Origin of the sequence: Agrococcus sp. DT81.2 (assembly GCF_049844935.1) — a bacterium.
Taxonomy (GTDB): Bacteria; Actinomycetota; Actinomycetes; order Actinomycetales; family Microbacteriaceae; genus Agrococcus.
On sequence record NZ_JBNCLZ010000001.1, the window covers coordinates 646256 to 662364 of the forward strand.

14 protein-coding genes are annotated in these 16109 nt (G+C 71.7%); 9 read left to right on the plus strand and 5 right to left on the minus strand.

Translation table 11 applies throughout. The features are described 5' to 3' along the window. Positions 1 to 23: 23 nt before the first annotated feature. Positions 24 to 1397 (plus strand): dihydrolipoyl dehydrogenase, encoded by a 1374-nt coding sequence (gene lpdA / locus ACLQ21_RS03105; protein ID WP_425661329.1) that lies wholly within the window; start codon positions 24 to 26, stop codon positions 1395 to 1397. Positions 1398 to 1422: 25 nt separating this feature from the next. After that, positions 1423 to 3336 (plus strand): 2-oxoglutarate dehydrogenase, E2 component, dihydrolipoamide succinyltransferase, encoded by a 1914-nt coding sequence (gene sucB / locus ACLQ21_RS03110; protein ID WP_425661331.1) that lies wholly within the window; start codon positions 1423 to 1425, stop codon positions 3334 to 3336. Here the strand turns inward: sucB and ACLQ21_RS03115 are convergent. Next, positions 3333 to 4673 (minus strand): hypothetical protein, encoded by a 1341-nt coding sequence (locus ACLQ21_RS03115; RefSeq protein ID WP_425661333.1) that lies wholly within the window; start codon positions 4671 to 4673, stop codon positions 3333 to 3335. The genes sucB and ACLQ21_RS03115 overlap by 4 nt on opposite strands. 93 nt (positions 4674 to 4766) lie before the next feature. Between ACLQ21_RS03115 and ACLQ21_RS03120 the strand changes: the two genes are divergently transcribed. From ACLQ21_RS03120 to ACLQ21_RS03130, 3 genes are all read left to right on the plus strand, one after another. Then, entirely contained in the window at positions 4767 to 5456 is a 690-nt protein-coding gene (locus ACLQ21_RS03120) for a DUF4191 domain-containing protein (RefSeq protein WP_425661334.1), read from the plus strand. 101 nt (positions 5457 to 5557) lie between these two features. Next, positions 5558 to 6982 carry a type I glutamate--ammonia ligase gene (glnA, locus tag ACLQ21_RS03125; protein WP_425661336.1) on the plus strand — a complete coding sequence of 475 codons (1425 nt, stop codon included), beginning with the start codon at positions 5558 to 5560 and terminating at the stop codon, positions 6980 to 6982. Positions 6983 to 7192: 210 nt separating this feature from the next. Then, positions 7193 to 7636 (plus strand): nitroreductase family deazaflavin-dependent oxidoreductase, encoded by a 444-nt coding sequence (locus tag ACLQ21_RS03130; protein ID WP_425661338.1) that lies wholly within the window; start codon positions 7193 to 7195, stop codon positions 7634 to 7636. A 10-nt stretch (positions 7637 to 7646) separates the two neighbouring features. On the opposite strand, the gene ACLQ21_RS03135 is transcribed toward ACLQ21_RS03130, so the two are convergent. The 3 genes from ACLQ21_RS03135 to ACLQ21_RS03145 all read right to left on the minus strand — a co-directional run bounded on the left by ACLQ21_RS03135 (position 7647) and on the right by ACLQ21_RS03145 (position 12417). Continuing rightward, positions 7647 to 7850, minus strand: coding sequence for a zinc-ribbon domain-containing protein (locus ACLQ21_RS03135; RefSeq protein ID WP_425661340.1), 204 nt, complete (start codon positions 7848 to 7850; stop codon positions 7647 to 7649). A 322-nt stretch (positions 7851 to 8172) separates the two neighbouring features. After that, positions 8173 to 11082, minus strand: a complete 2910-nt coding sequence (locus tag ACLQ21_RS03140; protein WP_425661342.1) for a bifunctional [glutamine synthetase] adenylyltransferase/[glutamine synthetase]-adenylyl-L-tyrosine phosphorylase — start codon at positions 11080 to 11082, stop codon at positions 8173 to 8175. A 3-nt stretch (positions 11083 to 11085) separates the two neighbouring features. Continuing rightward, positions 11086 to 12417 carry a glutamine synthetase family protein gene (locus tag ACLQ21_RS03145; protein WP_425661344.1) on the minus strand — a complete coding sequence of 444 codons (1332 nt, stop codon included), beginning with the start codon at positions 12415 to 12417 and terminating at the stop codon, positions 11086 to 11088. Positions 12418 to 12485: 68 nt separating this feature from the next. Here ACLQ21_RS03145 and panB point away from each other — a divergent pair, with 68 nt between their 5' ends. Together panB and ACLQ21_RS03155 are read left to right on the plus strand one after the other, a co-directional pair. Continuing rightward, positions 12486 to 13403, plus strand: coding sequence for a 3-methyl-2-oxobutanoate hydroxymethyltransferase (gene panB, locus ACLQ21_RS03150; protein WP_425661346.1), 918 nt, complete (start codon positions 12486 to 12488; stop codon positions 13401 to 13403). Then, positions 13400 to 13936: a DUF1697 domain-containing protein gene (locus tag ACLQ21_RS03155; RefSeq protein WP_425661348.1), complete on the plus strand. Its 537-nt coding sequence runs from the start codon at positions 13400 to 13402 to the stop codon at positions 13934 to 13936. The genes panB and ACLQ21_RS03155 overlap by 4 nt, the downstream gene beginning before the upstream one ends. A 230-nt stretch (positions 13937 to 14166) precedes the next feature. Here the strand turns inward: ACLQ21_RS03155 and ACLQ21_RS03160 are convergent, their stop codons facing one another. Further along, positions 14167 to 14385, minus strand: a complete 219-nt coding sequence (locus tag ACLQ21_RS03160) for an SPOR domain-containing protein (RefSeq protein ID WP_425661350.1) — start codon at positions 14383 to 14385, stop codon at positions 14167 to 14169. Positions 14386 to 14434: 49 nt separating this feature from the next. On the opposite strand from ACLQ21_RS03160, the gene map reads away from it, so the two are divergent. Together map and ppgK are read left to right on the plus strand one after the other, a co-directional pair. Next, positions 14435 to 15304, plus strand: coding sequence for a type I methionyl aminopeptidase (gene map / locus ACLQ21_RS03165; protein ID WP_425661352.1), 870 nt, complete (start codon positions 14435 to 14437; stop codon positions 15302 to 15304). A 28-nt stretch (positions 15305 to 15332) separates the two neighbouring features. Beyond that, complete coding sequence (gene ppgK / locus ACLQ21_RS03170) at positions 15333 to 16097, plus strand: polyphosphate--glucose phosphotransferase (RefSeq protein WP_425661354.1); 765 nt, start codon at positions 15333 to 15335, stop codon at positions 16095 to 16097. Positions 16098 to 16109: the final 12 nt, after the last annotated feature.

A 16109-nucleotide genomic window follows, 5' to 3' on the forward strand; every position in this document is an offset into this window, starting at 1 on the left:
GAAGACTCATAAGGAGCTAGTGCGTGTCCGATCAGAGCTTTGACATCGTCGTCCTGGGCGGAGGCAGCGCGGGGTACGCCGTGGCGCTGCGCGCTGTGCAGCTCGGCAAGACCGTCGCGATCGTCGAGAAGGACAAGCTCGGGGGCACGTGCCTCCACAAGGGCTGCATCCCGACGAAGGCCATGCTCCACTCCGCGGAGGTCGCCGACGTCGTGCGCGACGCGGAGGAGTCCGGCGTGGAGGCCGAGCTCAAGGGCATCGACATCCAGCGCGTGACGGCCTTCCGCGAGGGCATCGTCTCGAAGAAGTTCAAGGGCCTGCAGGGCCTCATCAAGGCCAAGGGCATCCCGGTCATCGAGGGCGAGGGCAAGCTGACGTCGCCCACGACCGTGCAGGTCGGCGACCAGACGATCACGGGCAAGAACATCGTGCTCGCCACGGGCTCCTACCCGAAGTCGCTCCCGGGCCTCGAGATCACCGGCAACGTCATCACGAGCGAGCAGGCGCTGCAGCTCGACTGGATCCCGCAGCGCGCGGCGATCCTCGGCGGCGGCGTCATCGGCGTCGAGTTCGCGAGCGTCTGGCGCTCCTTCGGCGTCGAGGTGACGATCATCGAGGGCCTCCCCCACCTCGTGCCCAACGAGGAGGAGTCGGTCTCGAAGCAGTTCGAGCGCGCCTACAAGAAGCGCGGCATCCAGTTCAAGCTCGGCGCCCGCTTCTCGGGCGTCACGCAGGACGACTCGGGCGTGCACGTCTCGCTCGAGACCGGCGAGACGATCGACGCCGACCTGCTGCTCGTCGCCGTCGGCCGCGGCCCGGTGACGGCGAACCTCGGCTACGAGGAGGTCGGCGTGCAGATGGACCGCGGCTTCGTCACCGTCGACGAGCGCCTGCAGACCTCGGTGCCCGGCGTCTACGCCGTCGGTGACATCGTGCCCGGCCTGCAGCTCGCGCACCGCGGCTACCAGCAGGGCATCTTCGCCGCAGAGCAGATCGCGGGCCTCGACCCGCGCCCGGTCGCCGACCTCAACATCCCCAAGGTCACCTACTCCGACCCCGAGGTCGCATCCGTCGGCTACACCGAGGCGAAGGCCAAGGAGCAATTCGGTGCCGACCAGATCGAGACGTACGAGTACTCGCTCGGTGGCAACGCGAAGAGCGAGATCGTCGGCACCACCGGATCGGTCAAGGCCGTGCGCGTCAAGGACGGCCCCGTCGTCGGCGTGCACATGATCGGCCGCCGCGTCGGCGAGCTCATCGGTGAGGCGCAGCTCATCGTGAACTGGGAGGCGTACCCCGAGGACGTCTCGCAGCTCATCCACGCGCACCCGACGCAGCACGAGGCGCTCGGCGAGACCATGCTCAAGCTCGCGGGCACGCCGCTGCACGCCATCTGATCGACAGCCACAGGAGACACGAAGCATGACTGACATCCAGCTCCCCGCTCTGGGCGAGAGCGTCACCGAGGGCACGATCACCCGTTGGCTCAAGGCCGTGGGCGACGAGGTCGCCGTCGACGAGCCCATCGTCGAGGTCTCGACCGACAAGGTCGACACCGAGGTGCCGTCGCCGGTCGCCGGCACGCTCACCGAGATCCTCGCCCAGGAGGACGACACCATCGAGGTCGGCGCCGTGATCGCGCGCGTCGGCGATGCGGGCGATGCGCCCGCGGAGGCCGAGCCGGCTGCCCAGGCGCCCGCCGAGGACGCTCCCGATGCTGCGGTCGCGACCGCGGGCACCGACAGCGAGCCCGATCAGGAGGCCGACGCCGAGTCGGCCGCCGAGGCGCAGGACTCCCCCTCGCAGCAGGCGGACCAGCAGGCCGAGACCACCCCGACCGAGACGCCCGAGGCAGGCACGAAGCCCGCCGACGACGGCGGCGCGGAGATCACGCTCCCGGCGCTCGGCGAGAGCGTCACCGAGGGCACGATCACCCGTTGGCTCAAGGCCGTGGGCGACGAGGTCGCCGTCGACGAGCCCATCGTCGAGGTCTCGACCGACAAGGTCGACACCGAGGTGCCGTCGCCGGTCGCCGGCACGCTCACCGAGATCCTCGCCCAGGAGGACGAGACGGTCGACGTCGGCGCCGTGATCGCTCGCATCGGCGGCGGAGCCGGTGCGCCGGCCGCCGGCGAGCCGACCGAGCAGCAGCCCGCGCAGGCGTCCGGCGATCAGCCGGTCCCCGCCGAGGAGGACGTGATCGAGGGCGCCGGCACCGAAGAGGTGGGCGTCGAGCAGGAGGAGATCGCGAAGGAGGCCATCGCGCAGGAGGCTCCGCAGCAGCAGGAGGCTCCGAAGCAGGAGGCCCCGAAGGAGCAGGCCGCGCCCGCGCAGCCGAAGGCGCCGGCCGCACCCGCGCAGCCGAAGGCCCCGGCCGCCCCCGCCCGGCAGCAGGCACCCGCCGCGCCGGCGCCGCAGGCCGCTCCCGCGCCCGCAACCGGCACGCCCTACGTCACGCCCATCGTGCGCAAGCTCGCGAACGAGAAGGGCGTCGACCTCGCGTCGCTCACGGGCACGGGCGTCGGTGGACGCATCCGCAAGGAGGACGTGCTGGCGGCCGCCGAGTCGGCTGCCCAGGCACCGGCCGCGGAGGCGCCCGCGCAGCAGGCTCCGGTCGAGGTCGAGGTCTCGCCGCTGCGCGGCACGACCGCGCCGATGTCGCGCCTCCGCAAGGTGGTCGCGAAGCGCGCTGTCGAGTCGATGCAGACGCTCGCGCAGCTCACGACCGTCGTGGAGGTCGACGTGACGAAGGTCGCGCAGCTCCGCGAGTCGAAGAAGGCCGCCTTCCAGCAGGAGACGGGGCAGAAGCTCACCTTCCTGCCGTTCTTCACGCAGGCGGCCGTCGAGGCGCTCAAGTCGCACCCGCTCATCAACGCGACGGACGACGGCGCGGAGATCACCTACCCGGCGACCGAGAACCTCGCCATGGCGGTCGACACGGAGCGCGGACTGCTGACCCCGGTCATCCGCGACGCGAGCTCGAAGAGCATCCGCGAGCTGACGGCCGAGATCGCCGACCTGGCGCAGCGCACCCGTGACAACAAGCTGAGCCCCGACGAGCTCGCCGGGGGCACGTTCACGCTGACGAACACGGGCTCGCGCGGCGCGCTGTTCGACACGCCGGTGGTGTTCCAGCCGCAGCGCGCCATCCTCGGGGTCGGCACGGTCGTGAAGCGCCCCGTCGTGGTGCAGGTCGACGGGCAGGACTCGATCGCCATCCGCTCGATGGTGTTCCTCGCCCTCTCGTACGACCACCGCATCATCGACGGCGCCGACGCGGCCCGCTACCTGGGCCAGGTCAAGGCCCGGCTCGAGTCGGGCGCGTTCGAGGTCTAGTCCGGCCACGCGTCTCGCAGCGTCCAACCGGCCTCGGAGCTCATCACGAGCACCGAGGCCGGTTCGTCGTCCGAGACCACGCGCAGCAACCACGCCTCGCCGAGCCGCTGGACGAGCTCGAGCCGACCGTCTGCTGGCATGCGCCACGGCCGGTCCGCGGTGAGCTGCGGACTGTCGGGTTCGTGCAGGCCGACGAGGCACGCCGCATCCGCCGCGTCGAGGCACGCCTCCCGCTCGGCGAGCAGCATCGCGGCACCCGTGACGGGGTCGTCGGTCGGTGCCGCCGCCGGAGCGGCCTGCGGCGGCCCCGACGTGTCGGGCGACGCGGTCGGCACGGCTGACGCCGCGGCCGGCGGCGAGACGGGCATCCGCGCCTCCCCCGCCGCAGTCGGCGGCAGCAGCGCCGCGACGGCGACGGCGAAAGCGACGGCGCTCGCCGCCGCCACCGCCCAGAACGGTGCACGGACGGCGCGGAGGCCACGCACGATCGCGGACGCGCGGGGCATGCGCCCGGACCGCAGCGTCGGCATCCGATCGCTCAGGCGCTCGAGCAGCAATGCTGCCCTGGCCCAGACGGCGTCGAGCCCGACCGCCCGATCCCGATCGCGGAGCCGTGGCCGGGCGACCTCGACCGGCGCCGCGTCGGGCTGCATCCCGAGCGGCAGGGCCGGCCACGCCGCGAGCAGGGCCTCGCCGGCGGCCGCGATGTCGCGCGCGTCGAGCGCCCGAGCGACGCTGTCGGGGAGCTCGGCGCCGCCCGCCGACAGCACCGCCTCGGCCAGGGCCGCCCAGTCCGCGACATCCGAAGCGACCGCCTCGCTGCGCTCGCGCCAGGCGGGCGACGGCCGCGCGGTCTCGACGTTCGCGCCCTCGCCGACCAGCAGCGGCGCGCCATCGGTGTCGAGCCGCACCTGCTGGGCCGTCACGCCGCCGACCGCGGCTCCGACGGCGTGCAGCGCCCCGAGCGCCGCCGCGATCGGCGCGAGCGCCGTCACGGCCTCGCCCGGCTGCGGAGCACCTCGCTCGCGGAGCCAGTCGGCCAGGTCGTGAGGCAGGAGCGGCCGCACGAGCACGACGCCCGCATCCGTCGCGACGTCGAGGATCGGCACGAGGTGCGGATGCTCGGCGACCAGCAGCGCCTCGGCCTCTCGGGCGAGCGTCGCCTCCTCCCCGGGCAGGCTGCGGTGCAGCTCGACCCCGGCGCCCGACGCGTCGGTCGCGACCCACACCTCCCGCGCCGCGTCGCGCCGCAGTGCGCGCACGAGCGGATGGCCCGCGATCGTCGGCGCGGCACCGTCGGCGTCGTCCTCCTCGTCGATCCCGACCACGTCATCCACGTCGGCGACCATGCCACTGCGGCCGCCGCGACCGGCGTCCCTCGGACCCCACCTGTGGAGAGCGCGAGGCCCGCGCGCCGGTATCCTGTCCACATGGCACGCGACACCGAGAAGGAGCCCGGCAGGCTCAAGACGATGTGGTCCATCTTCCAGATGACCCGCAAGAACGACCGGCTCGCGCTGCCGTTGCTGCTGCTCGCGCTGCTCGGCCCCATCGTGCTCGTCACGGTGCTGGCGATCGTCTTCCGCCAGGACCCGCTGTTCCTCGTCCTCTGGATCATCAGCGGCGTGCTCATCGGCCTGATGCTGATGATGATGACGCTCACGTGGCGAGCCGAGAAGATCGCGTTCGCGCAGATCGAGGGCCGTCCCGGAGCGGTCGGCGCGGTGCTGAAGAACGGCCTGCGCGGCAACTGGACGACGAGCGAGATGCCGGTCGGCGTCAACCCCCGCACCCAGGACGCCGTCTACCGCGCGGTCGGCAAGCCGGGCGTCGTGCTCATCGCCGAGGGTCCCAAGGAGCGCCTGGCGCGGCTGCTGGGCGAGGAGAAGCGCAAGGTCAAGCGCATCGTGCCGAACGTGCCGATCCACGTCATCGAGATCGGCCCGGACTCGGAGCTCGAGCTGCGCAAGCTCACGAAGACGATGCGGCGGCTGAAGCGCACGCTCAGCCGCGCGGAGGTGATGGCGGTCGCGAACCGGCTCACGTCGCTCGGCCAGGCGAGCCTGCCCATCCCGAAGGGCATCGACCCGCGCCGCGTGCGACCCGGCCGCCCCCGCTGACGTAACACTGCCGAAACATCGGCGTCACGGGCGGGCAATGGCTCCTGCGTAGCGTCGACGGCACGGCATTCGCCCACCCCCAACGCAGTTCAAGGAGCACCATGTTCAAGGATTCGTCCGAGGTCCTCGCCTACATCAAGGACGAGGAGGTGCTCTTCCTCGACATCCGCTTCACGGACCTGCCGGGCGTGCAGCAGCACTTCAACATCCCCGCCTCCACCGTCGACGAGGAGTTCTTCACCGTCGGCCAGCTGTTCGACGGGTCGTCGATCCGCGGGTTCGCGAACATCCACGAGTCGGACATGCAGCTCATCCCCGACGTCACGACGGCGTACCTCGACCCGTTCCGCGACAACAAGACGCTCGTGATGATCTTCGACATCTACAACCCGCGCACGGGCGAGATCTACCACCGCGACCCGCGCCAGGTCGCGCACAAGGCCGAGCAGTACCTGGCCTCCACCGGCATCGCCGACACCGCGTTCTTCGCCGCCGAGGCCGAGTTCTACGTCTTCGACGACGTGCGCTACTCGGTGACGCAGAACCAGTCGTTCCACAGCGTCGACTCCGAGGAGGGCGCCTGGAACACCGGTCGCGTCGAGGAGGGCGGCAACCTCGCCAACAAGACGCCCTACAAGGGCGGCTACTTCCCCGTCTCCCCCGTCGACAAGCAGGCAGACCTGCGCGACGACATGGTGCTGAAGCTCGAGGGCATCGGCCTGCAGGTCGAGCGCAGCCACCACGAGGTCGGCACCGGCGGCCAGGCCGAGATCAACTACCGCTTCAACACGATGGTGAAGGCCGCCGACGAGGTGCTCGCCTTCAAGTACATCATCAAGAACACGGCCGAGGAGTGGGGCAAGACGGCGACGTTCATGCCGAAGCCGCTCTTCGGCGACAACGGCTCGGGCATGCACACGCACCAGTCGCTGTGGCTCGACGGCAAGCCGCTGTTCTTCGACGAGAACGGCTACGGCAACCTCTCCGACGTCGCTCGCTGGTACATCGGCGGCCTGCTCGCCCACGCGCCCGCGGTGCTCGCGTTCACGAACCCGTCGATCAACTCGTACCGCCGTCTCGTGAAGGGCTTCGAGGCGCCGGTCAACCTGGTCTACTCGGCCGGCAACCGCTCGGCGGCCATCCGCATCCCGATCACGGGCTCCAACCCGAAGGCGAAGCGCATCGAGTTCCGCGCCCCCGACGCGGCGTCGAACCCGTACCTCGCGTTCGCCGCGCAGATGATGGCCGGCCTCGACGGCATCAAGAACCGCATCGAGCCGCACGAGCCGGTCGACAAGGACCTCTACGAGCTGCCGCCCGAGGAGGCGAAGGACATCCCCCAGGTGCCCGGCACGCTCGAGGAGGCGCTCGTCGCGCTCGAGCAGGACCACGAGTTCCTGCTCGAGGGCAACGTGTTCACGAAGGACCTGATCGACACGTGGATCGCGCTCAAGCGCGAGACCGAGATCCTGCCGATGGCGCTGCGCCCGCACCCGTTCGAGTTCGAGCTCTACTACGGGGTCTGACGGTCTGACGCCACCGCGCACGCAGACGGGGGCCGGGTTCCTTGGGGGGACCCGGCCCCTCTGCGTGCGCGGTGCACTTGGCGGCGCCCCCGCGCGATCCATCTCGCGCCCGCCGTCTGCCCTGCTGGCCTCCGCCAGCCATACTGGACGCTGGTCGCACGACCGTCACGGCGCGACCGCGCCGTACCGAACAGAGAGGGCCCGGACCGGATGGCGCAGGACACGAAGCTCCCCGCGTGGCTCAAGCACGCCAACCGCGTCATGCTGCTCCTGCACAACGCCGGCGTGGCGATCGGACCCCCGCACATCCTGCATGTGCCCGGTCGCACGAGCGGCGAGCCGCGACCGACACCCGTCTCAATCGTCTGGATCGACGGCAGTCGCTACGTCGTCGCCGGCCGACGGATGTCCTGGGTCAAGAACGTTCGGGCCGCCGGAGTCGGTTCGATCCAGCGCGGCCGCCGCCGCGAGCCGGTGCGCTTCACGGAGCTGGAGCCGCACGAGCGAGGGTCGGTGCTGCGGGCCTACTGGCACCAGCACAGCCAGGGCAGGAAGATCGCCGCACAGATCTTCGAAGTGGGCCCGGACGCGAGCGCGGACGAATTCGCCGAAGCCGCTCCGCGGTGCGCGGTCTTCCGCCTCGACGCCTCCTGACGCCCGTCGGTCAGACGGCGACCGCGTTGCCGCAGATGCCGCACACCTCGTACTCGCGGCGGCCCCACCGGGCGATGGGGATGAAGAAGAGCGTGAACTGCTTCGCCTCGCGGATGCGACTCCACACGGTCGTGTTGCCGCACCGCTCGCACGTGCGCGTCTGCCCCGCACCCAGGTCGTGCTGCTTGCTGCCGAAGCCGAAGATGAAGAACATCGGGCCAGCGTAGGCGCAGGTTGCTGGGAGCCAGGAGCGTCTCGATACGCGCCTTCGGTGCTACTCGACGAGCGGGGTGGGCGTCTCGATACGCGCCTTCGGTGCTACTCGACGAGCGGGGAGGGCGACTCGATACGCGCCCTCGGTGCTACTCGACGAACGGAGGGGGCGTCTCGATGAGCGCCTTCGGTGCTGCTCGACGAGCGGGGAGGGCGTCTCGATACGCGCCTTCGGTGCTGCTCGACGAGCGGGGAGGGCGTCTCGATACGCGCCTTCGGTGCTACTCGACAAACGGAGGGGGCTGCTCGACGAGCGATGCGTCTCAGTCCTCGTAGAAGCGGCGGTCGAAGACGCGGCGCGCGCGCCGGGTGGCCGCGAGGTAGTGCTCCTCGAGGTCGCGCGCCGAGCCCGCCGGCAGGCCGACGAGCCGCGCGACGGCCTCGAGCTCGCCGCGGTCGACGGGCAGCAGGTCGATCGACCGCGCGCGTGCCAGCGCGAGACCGTTGCGGATGCGCGTGGCGAGCTTCCACGCCTCCCGCAGGATCTCGACATCGCGGTCCGAGAGCAGCTCCTCCCGCCCGGCTGCGGCGAGGGCCTCGAGGGTCGACGGCGTGCGGAGGCTGGGCACGCGGCCCGCGAACCGCAGCTGCAGCAGCTGCACGAGCCACTCGACGTCGCTGAGGGCACCGTCACCGAGCTTGAGGTGGCGGCGCCGGTCGGCGTTCTGCGGCAGCCGCTCCGACTCCACACGCGCCTTGATGCGGCGCACCTCGCGCACCGACGACGCGGGGAACTCCGCCGGGTAGCGGTGCTCGTCGATCACGGCCATGAGCTCGTCGGCGAGGGCCGCGTCACCCGCGAACGGTCGCGCGCGCAGCAGCGCCTGCGCCTCCCACGGCTCCGACCACCGCTCGTAGTAGGCGCGGTAGCTGTCCACCGTGCGCACGAGCGGCCCCTGCCGGCCCTCGGGCCGCAGCCCCGCATCCAGCTCGAACGGCAGCGTCGGGTCGGCGAGCGTCTCCTGCACACGTCGGATGACGCTGGTCGCGGCCGCGACGGCGTCGCCCTCGCCGCGCGCGACGTGCAGCACGTCGATGTCGCTGCCGAAGCCGATCTCGCGGCCGCCCGTGCGGCCCATCGTGATCGTGGCGAGCTCGAGCCCCTCGGGCCGATGCAGCCGGATGGCCGCGTCGACGAGCGCCGCGGCGATCGCGGTGAGCGCCGCCCCGACGACGCTCTCGTCGATGCGCTGCAGGGCGCTCGCCATCGCGACCCGCAGGTGCTCGCGGCGCCGCAGCGAGCGCAGCGCTTGCCGCACCGCATCCGGATCGTCGTGCCGGGCCAGCACGGCGCTCGCCTCGTCGCGCAGCGCCTCCTCGGTGCGCGGGCGCAGCTGCTCGTCGCCATCGAGCCACGACGCGGCCTCGGGGATCCGCTCCATGAGCTGCGCGATGAGCCGCGACGACGACAGCAGGCGGCTGAGCCGCTGCGCCGCGACGGGCGAGTCACGCAGCATGCGCAGGAACCACGGGCTCTCCCCCAGCGCCTCGCTCAGCCTGCGGAACGCGAGCAGCCCCATGTCGGGGTCCGCGCCCTCGGCGAACCAGCCCAGCAGCACCGGCAGCAGCAGCCGCTGGATCTGCGCGCGCCGCGTCACGCCCGCGGTCAGCTCGCCGATGTGCGCGAGCGCCCCCTTGCCGTCGACGTACCCGGCCGCCTGCAGGCGCCGCATGGCGTGCTCGGGCGTCAGCTGCACGTCCTCGTGGCCGAGCGACGCCGTGGCGCCGAGCAGCGGGCGGTAGAAGAGCCGCTCGTGCAGCGTTCGCACGGCACGCCGTGTCGCCTGCCACTGCTGCTCGAGCGCGTCGGCGTCGGGCAGCCCGGCGGAGCGCGCGAGCCTGCGCAGGTCGTCATCGGCGAGCGGCATCAGGTGCGTGCGGCGCATGCGCCAGAACTGGATGCGGTGCTCGAGCACGCGCAGGAACCGGTAGTGCGCGCCGAACTCGAGCCGGTCCGCGCGCCCGATGGTGCCGCGGGCGGCGAGCGCGTCGAGCGCCTCGAGCGTGCCACGCTGCCGAAGCGAGTCATCGTCGGCGCCGTGCACGAGCTGCAGCAGCTGCACCGTGAACTCGATGTCGCGCAGCCCGCCGGGACCGAGCTTCAGCTGCCGGGCCACCTCGTCGGCGGGGATGTGCTCGGTGACGCGCTCGCGCATCCGCTGCACGGACTCCACGAAGCCCTCGCGGCTCGACGACTCCCAGACCTTCGACCGTACCGACGCCTCGTAGGCGGCGCCGAGCTCGGCGTCACCCGCGAGCGCACGGGCCTTCAGCAGCGCCTGGAACTCCCACGACTTCGCCCAGCGGTCGTAGTAGGCGACGTGGGATGCGAGGGTGCGGGTGAGCGCGCCGTCCTTGCCCTCCGGGCGCAGGTTGGCGTCGACCTCCCACAGCGGCGGCGCCGACTGGAACTGCGCGCAGGCTGCGGACGCCTCGCGCGCGAGCAGCGTCGCGATCTGGGTCGCGCGCGCGTCGTCGACATCGTCGTCGGCCTCGTGCACGAAGATGACGTCGACGTCGCTGATGTAGTTGAGCTCGCGCGCCCCGGCCTTGCCCATGCCGATGATGGCGAGCCGCACCCGGTCGGCGTCGTCGCCGAAGCGCTCGCGCGCGGCCGCGCGAGCGATCGCGAGCCCGGCCTCGAGTGCACCGGCCGCGAGGTCGGCGAGCGCGGCCGAGACGGTGTCGACGGACGCCGCCGGGTCGTCGAGGCCGAGGTCCCATGCGACGAGCTCGGTGAGGTGCCGCCGGTAGCGGCCGCGCATCGCGGCGATCGCCCGATCGCGCGGCATCCTGGCGACCCCCTCGTCGGCCGCGACCGACGCGAGCAGGCTGTCGCGGTAGCCGTCGGCCGTCGTGGGCGAGGCGGGCCGGGCGGCGACGTCGATGTCCTCGGCGTGCCGCTCGAGGTGCTCGGCGATGCCGAGCGAGCCGCCCAGCACGCGCAGCAGCGAGGCGCGCGCGGCCGGGTCGTCGAGCGCGTCGCCCAGGTCGACATCCGCCCGCACGAGCCGCACGAGCATCTGCAGCGCCGTGTCGGGGTCGGCCGAGTGCGCGCACTCGGCGACGAGCCCGTGCAGCGCCTCAGGCAGCTCTGCCAGGCACGCCTCGGCGCGGCTCGGCTCGCGGAACCCCAGGCGCGCGAGGCGCGTCCGGGGCGACGGGATGCGCATGCGCTAGAGCGTCAGGAGGTTCGACTCGAGCTCGACGCGAGTGACCTGCGCGCGGTAGCGGCGCCAGTCCTCGCGCTTGTTGCGGAGGAAGTACGAGAAGACCTGCTCGCCGAGCGTCTCGGCGACGAGCTCCGACTCCTCCATCGCGCCGATCGCGCGGTCGAGGCTCGCGGGCAGCGGCGTGAAGCCGAGCGCCTTCCGCTCCTTGTCGGAGAGCTGCCAGATGTCGTCGACGGCCTCCTCGGGCAGGTCGTAGCCCTCCTCGATGCCCTTGAGCCCGGCGGCGAGCAGCACCGAGAACGCGAGGTAGGGGTTCGCGGCCGAGTCGAGGCCGCGGTACTCGATGCGGGCCGACTGCGCCTTGTTCGGCTTCGACAGCGGCACGCGCACGAGCGCGGAGCGGTTGTTGTGGCCCCAGCTCACGTAGCTCGGTGCCTCGTCGCCCGACCACATGCGCTTGTAGGAGTTGACGTACTGGTTCGTGACGGCCGTGAACTCGGGCGCGTGGTGCAGCAGGCCCGCCATGAACTGACGGCCGATCTTCGACAGCCGGTACTGGCCGGATGCGTCGTAGAACGCGTTGCGCTCGCCTTCGAACAGCGACAGGTGCGTGTGCATGCCGCTGCCGGGGTGCCCCTCGAAGGGCTTCGGCATGAACGTGGCGTAGACGCCCTCGGCCTGCGCGACCTCCTTCACGACCGTGCGGAAGGTCATGATGTTGTCGGCCGTCGAGAGCGCGTCGGCGTACCGCAGGTCGATCTCGTTCTGGCCCGGGCCTGCCTCGTGGTGGCTGAACTCCACCGAGATGCCGAGGTCCTCGAGCATGCGCACGCTCGCGCGGCGGAAGTCGTGCGCGGTGCCGCCGGGGACGTTGTCGAAGTAGCCGGCGCGGTCGACGGGCTCGGGGTTGGCGACGTCTGCCGACTTGAGCAGGTAGAACTCGCACTCGGGGTGGGTGTAGAAGCTGAAGCCGCGGTCGGCGGCCTTCGCGAGCGTGCGCTTGAGCACATGCCGCGGGTCGGCGGCGGCGGGCTGGCCGTCGGGCGTGGAGATGTCGCAGAACATGCGGGCGGTGGGGTCGACCTCGCCGCGCCACGGGAGGATCTGGAACGTCGACGGGTCTGCCTTCGCGATGACGTCGGCCTCGGAGGAGCGCGAGAGCCCCTCGATCGACGAGCCGTCGATGCCGAGCCCCTCGGTGAAGGCGCCCTCGACCTCTGCGGGCGCGATCGCGACCGACTTGAGCGTGCCGAGCACATCCGTGAACCAGAGGCGCACGAACTTGACGCCGCGCTCCTCGATCGTGCGCAGCACGAAGTCCCGCTGCTTGTCCATCCCGCACCTCTCTCTGCCTCCCCACAGGCTAGTGGGGCCTCCAGTTGCGTGAGGTTAGGCTCGGGCACATGGCACAGGATGGTTCGCAGCAGCGCGGTTCCGGACACGACGATCGGACCCCGGCACAGCAGGCGTCGGCCGATGCGACGGAGGCGGCCGCCCCGTACGGCGGCGGCTCGAGCGGGCCGAAGCGCGTCCGGACGCGCCACTTCGCGCAGGCGAAGCGCGACGGCGTGAAGATCGTCGGGCTCACGAGCTACGACTACCTCTCCGCCGGCATCTTCGACCGCGCGGGCATCGACTTCCTGCTCGTCGGCGACTCGGCGGGCAACACCGTCTTCGGCTACGACACGACGCTGCCGGTCACGGTCGACGAGCTCATCCCGCTCACGCGCGCCGTCGCGCGGGGCGCGAAGCGCGCGCTCGTCGTCGCCGACCTGCCGTTCGGCTCGTACGAGACGAACCCGCGCGAGGCGGTGCACACGGCCATCCGCTTCATGAAGGAGACGGGTGCGCACGCGGTGAAGCTCGAGGGCGGCGAGCGCTCAGCCGAGCAGATCCGCCGCATCGTCGAGGCCGGCATCCCGGTGATGGCGCACATCGGCTACACGCCGCAGTCCGAGCACGGGCTGGGCGGCCACGTCATCCAGGCGCGCGGCGACGCCGGCGCCGAGCAGCTGCTGCGGGATGCGAAGGCGGTCGAGGAGGCCGGTGCGTTCGCCGTCGTGCTCGAGATGGTGCCGTCGGAGTCGGCGAGGCGCGTGACCGAGGCGCTAACGATCCCCACAATCTCCGTCGGCGCCGGCCCGCACTGCGACGGCCAGCTGCTGGTCTGGAGCGACTGGGCCGGGTTCACGAGCGGCCGCATCCCCAAGTTCGTCAAGCAGTACGCGCAGCTCGCGCAGACGCTCGAGGAGGCGGCCGTGTCGTTCCGGGAGGACGTCGCGAGCGGCTCGTACCCGGCGCCCGAGCACGAGTACCAGTGACCGAGCGGGTCGCGCTCCTGCTGCGCGGCGTCAACGTCGGGGGCGTCACGGTGCGCTCCGCCGACCTGCGCTCGGTGCTGACGGATGCGGGACTCGGCGACGTCGTCACGGTGCTGGCGAGCGGCAACGCGGTCGTGACCGCGACGAGCGCGACCGCGGCGGCGCGGGCGGCGGAGACGGCGCTCGAGGAGCGGTACGGGAGGCGCATCCGCGTGCTCGGCATCGCGATCGATGCGCTGCGGGAGATCGTCGACGCCTACCCGCACGGCGAGGACGACGAGCACACGCCCTACGTGATCTTCGAGCTCGAACCCGGCGTCGTCGATGCGCTCGCGCGGCTCGAGACGGCCGAGGACGAGGCCATCGCCGTGGGCGACCGGGTGCTCTACTGGTCGAATCCGAAGGGGACGACGCTGACAAGCGGCTTCGCGAAGGCGTCGGAGCGCATCGCGAAGGGCTCCGAGCGCTCCGGCAAGGACACCACGACGACGCGGAACCTGCGCACGCTGCGGAAGGTGCTGGCGGCGGCCTGAGCGCCGCCCCTCCCCGCTGGTCGAGCCGGTCCGGGCGCGCCAGCGCCCTGACCGTGTCGACCAGCCCTACCCGTTGGTTGAGCCGCTCCGCCGCCGAAGGCGGCTGAGCGCGTCGAAACCGGTTCGCCGAGCAGTTCGGTTTCGACACGCTCAGCGCGCTGCGCGCGCGGAGCGGCTCAACCAGCGGAGAGGGGCACGGAGCGGCTCAACCAGCAGGAAGAGGCGGAGCGCTACCCCTCAGTCTCGGCCGGGGGCTCGCCGCTCGGGCGCTTGCCCCACGAGTCCGCCGCTGCGTCCTCCTCCGCCCACGCCCTCGAGCGCTGCTTGATGATCTCCGGCGCTCGCGCCGCCTCCTCGCGCGTCGCGAACGGCCCTGCGCGGTCGTAGCCGGGAGAGACCATGCCCTCCTCGACGACACCCGTCTCGAGGTTGTACCAGTACTCGGCCATGCGCGCCTCCTCGGTGCTGCCGCGGATCGTTCTGCCTAGGATGGATCGTATGCCGAAGGACGTGAGAGGTCACCTGATCCCCGGCCGGATCGGCCCAGAGCGCCCCGTCGACGCATCCATCGCCCGTCCCGAGTACGTCGGCAAGCCGGCTCCGGCGAAGCACATCGGCGGCGACGTCTACGACGAGGAGACGATCGAGCGCATCCGGGCGGCGGGCACGATCGCGGCGAATGCCATCGCCGCCGTCGGCGCCGCCGTGCGCCCCGGCGTCACGACCGACGAGCTCGACCGCATCGGTCACGAGTTCGTCACCGACCACGGCGCCTACCCCTCCACGCTCGGCTACCGCGGCTACCGCAAGTCGATCTGCTCGAGCGTCAACGAGGTCGTCTGCCACGGCATCCCCGACGACACCCGGCTCGAGCCCGGCGACATCGTCAACATCGACATCACCGCCTACCGCGACGGCGTGCACGGCGACTCGAACCGCACGTTCATCGTCGGCGAGGCGAGCGATGAGGTCGCGCTGCTGGTCGAGCGCACCGAGGAGGCGCTCCGCCGCGGCATCAAGGCGGCCATGCCAGGCCGCCGCGTCAACGTCATCGGTCGCGCGATCGAGATGTACGCGAAGCGCTTCGGGTACGGCGTCGTGCGCGACTTCACCGGCCACGGGGTCGGCACGTCGTTCCACTCCGGCCTGATCATCCCCCACTACGACACCGACCGCTTCCACACCGAGATGGTGCCGGGCATGGTCTTCACGATCGAGCCGATGCTCACCCTCGGCACGCACGAGTGGGAGGGCTGGGACGACGACTGGACGATCGTCACGCGCGACCGCTCGATCACCGCCCAGTTCGAGCACACGATCGTCGTGCGCGAGACGGGCGCCGAGATCCTCACGCTTCCCTCCGCCTGAACGGCCCCTGGCTCGCATCCGTGGCAGGATGCGAGCCGTGACCAAGTCGAAGCACCAGGCCGTCGGCGTCGACATCGGCGGGACCGGCGTCAAGGCCGCCCTCGTCGACGTGAAGTCGGGCGAGCTCCTCAGCGACCGCATCAAGCTGCCGACGCCCACCGGTGGCGAACCCGACGCGATCCGCGACGCCGTCGTGGAGCTCGTGGGGCGCCTCGATGCCGACGCGTCGACGCCGATCGGCGTCACCTTCCCCGCGATCGTGCGCCACGGGCGCACGATGAGCGCGGCGAACGTCTCGAAGGCGTGGATCGGCCTCGAGGCGGAGCAGCTGTTCGAGCGCGCGCTCGGCCGCGACATCCACTTCGTCAACGACGCGGATGCGGCGGGCTTTGCCGAGGACCACTACGGCGCGGCGAAGGATGCGTCGGGCCTCGTCATCATGACGACGCTCGGCACCGGCATCGGGGGCGCGTTCATCTACAACGGCGTGCTGATCCCGAACGCCGAGCTCGGCCACCTCGAGCTGGACGGCCACGACGCGGAGTCGCGGGCGTCGAACCGGGCGCGCGAGCGCGAGGAGCTCAGCTGGGAGGCGTGGGCCGAGCGGCTGCAGCGGTACTACAGCCACCTCGAGTTCCTGTTCTCCCCCGACCTGTTCGTGGTCGGCGGCGGCGTCTCGAAGTCGGCCGACCTGTTCCTGCCGCTGCTGCATCTCGACACCCCGATCGTGCCCGCGAAGCTGCGCAACAACGCCGGCATCATCGGCGCAGCCGCGCTCGCCCGCGGGGTCTGACGCGACGCGCCG

Excerpts from the sequence above, each read along its gene's own strand:
- sucB (WP_425661331.1), top strand. The coding sequence starts at position 1,423 with ATGACTGACATCCAGCTCCCCGCTCTGGGCGAGAGCGTCACCGAGGGC.
- ACLQ21_RS03120 (WP_425661334.1), top strand. The coding sequence starts at position 4,767 with ATGGCACGCGACACCGAGAAGGAGCCCGGCAGGCTCAAGACGATGTGG.
- glnA (WP_425661336.1), top strand. The coding sequence starts at position 5,558 with ATGTTCAAGGATTCGTCCGAGGTCCTCGCCTACATCAAGGACGAGGAG.
- ACLQ21_RS03130 (WP_425661338.1), top strand. The coding sequence starts at position 7,193 with ATGGCGCAGGACACGAAGCTCCCCGCGTGGCTCAAGCACGCCAACCGC.
- ACLQ21_RS03135 (WP_425661340.1), bottom strand. The coding sequence starts at position 7,850 with ATGTTCTTCATCTTCGGCTTCGGCAGCAAGCAGCACGACCTGGGTGCG.
- ACLQ21_RS03140 (WP_425661342.1), bottom strand. The coding sequence starts at position 11,082 with ATGCGCATCCCGTCGCCCCGGACGCGCCTCGCGCGCCTGGGGTTCCGC.
- ACLQ21_RS03145 (WP_425661344.1), bottom strand. The coding sequence starts at position 12,417 with ATGGACAAGCAGCGGGACTTCGTGCTGCGCACGATCGAGGAGCGCGGC.
- panB (WP_425661346.1), top strand. The coding sequence starts at position 12,486 with ATGGCACAGGATGGTTCGCAGCAGCGCGGTTCCGGACACGACGATCGG.
- ACLQ21_RS03160 (WP_425661350.1), bottom strand. The coding sequence starts at position 14,385 with ATGGCCGAGTACTGGTACAACCTCGAGACGGGTGTCGTCGAGGAGGGC.
- map (WP_425661352.1), top strand. The coding sequence starts at position 14,435 with ATGCCGAAGGACGTGAGAGGTCACCTGATCCCCGGCCGGATCGGCCCA.
- ppgK (WP_425661354.1), top strand. The coding sequence starts at position 15,333 with ATGCGAGCCGTGACCAAGTCGAAGCACCAGGCCGTCGGCGTCGACATC.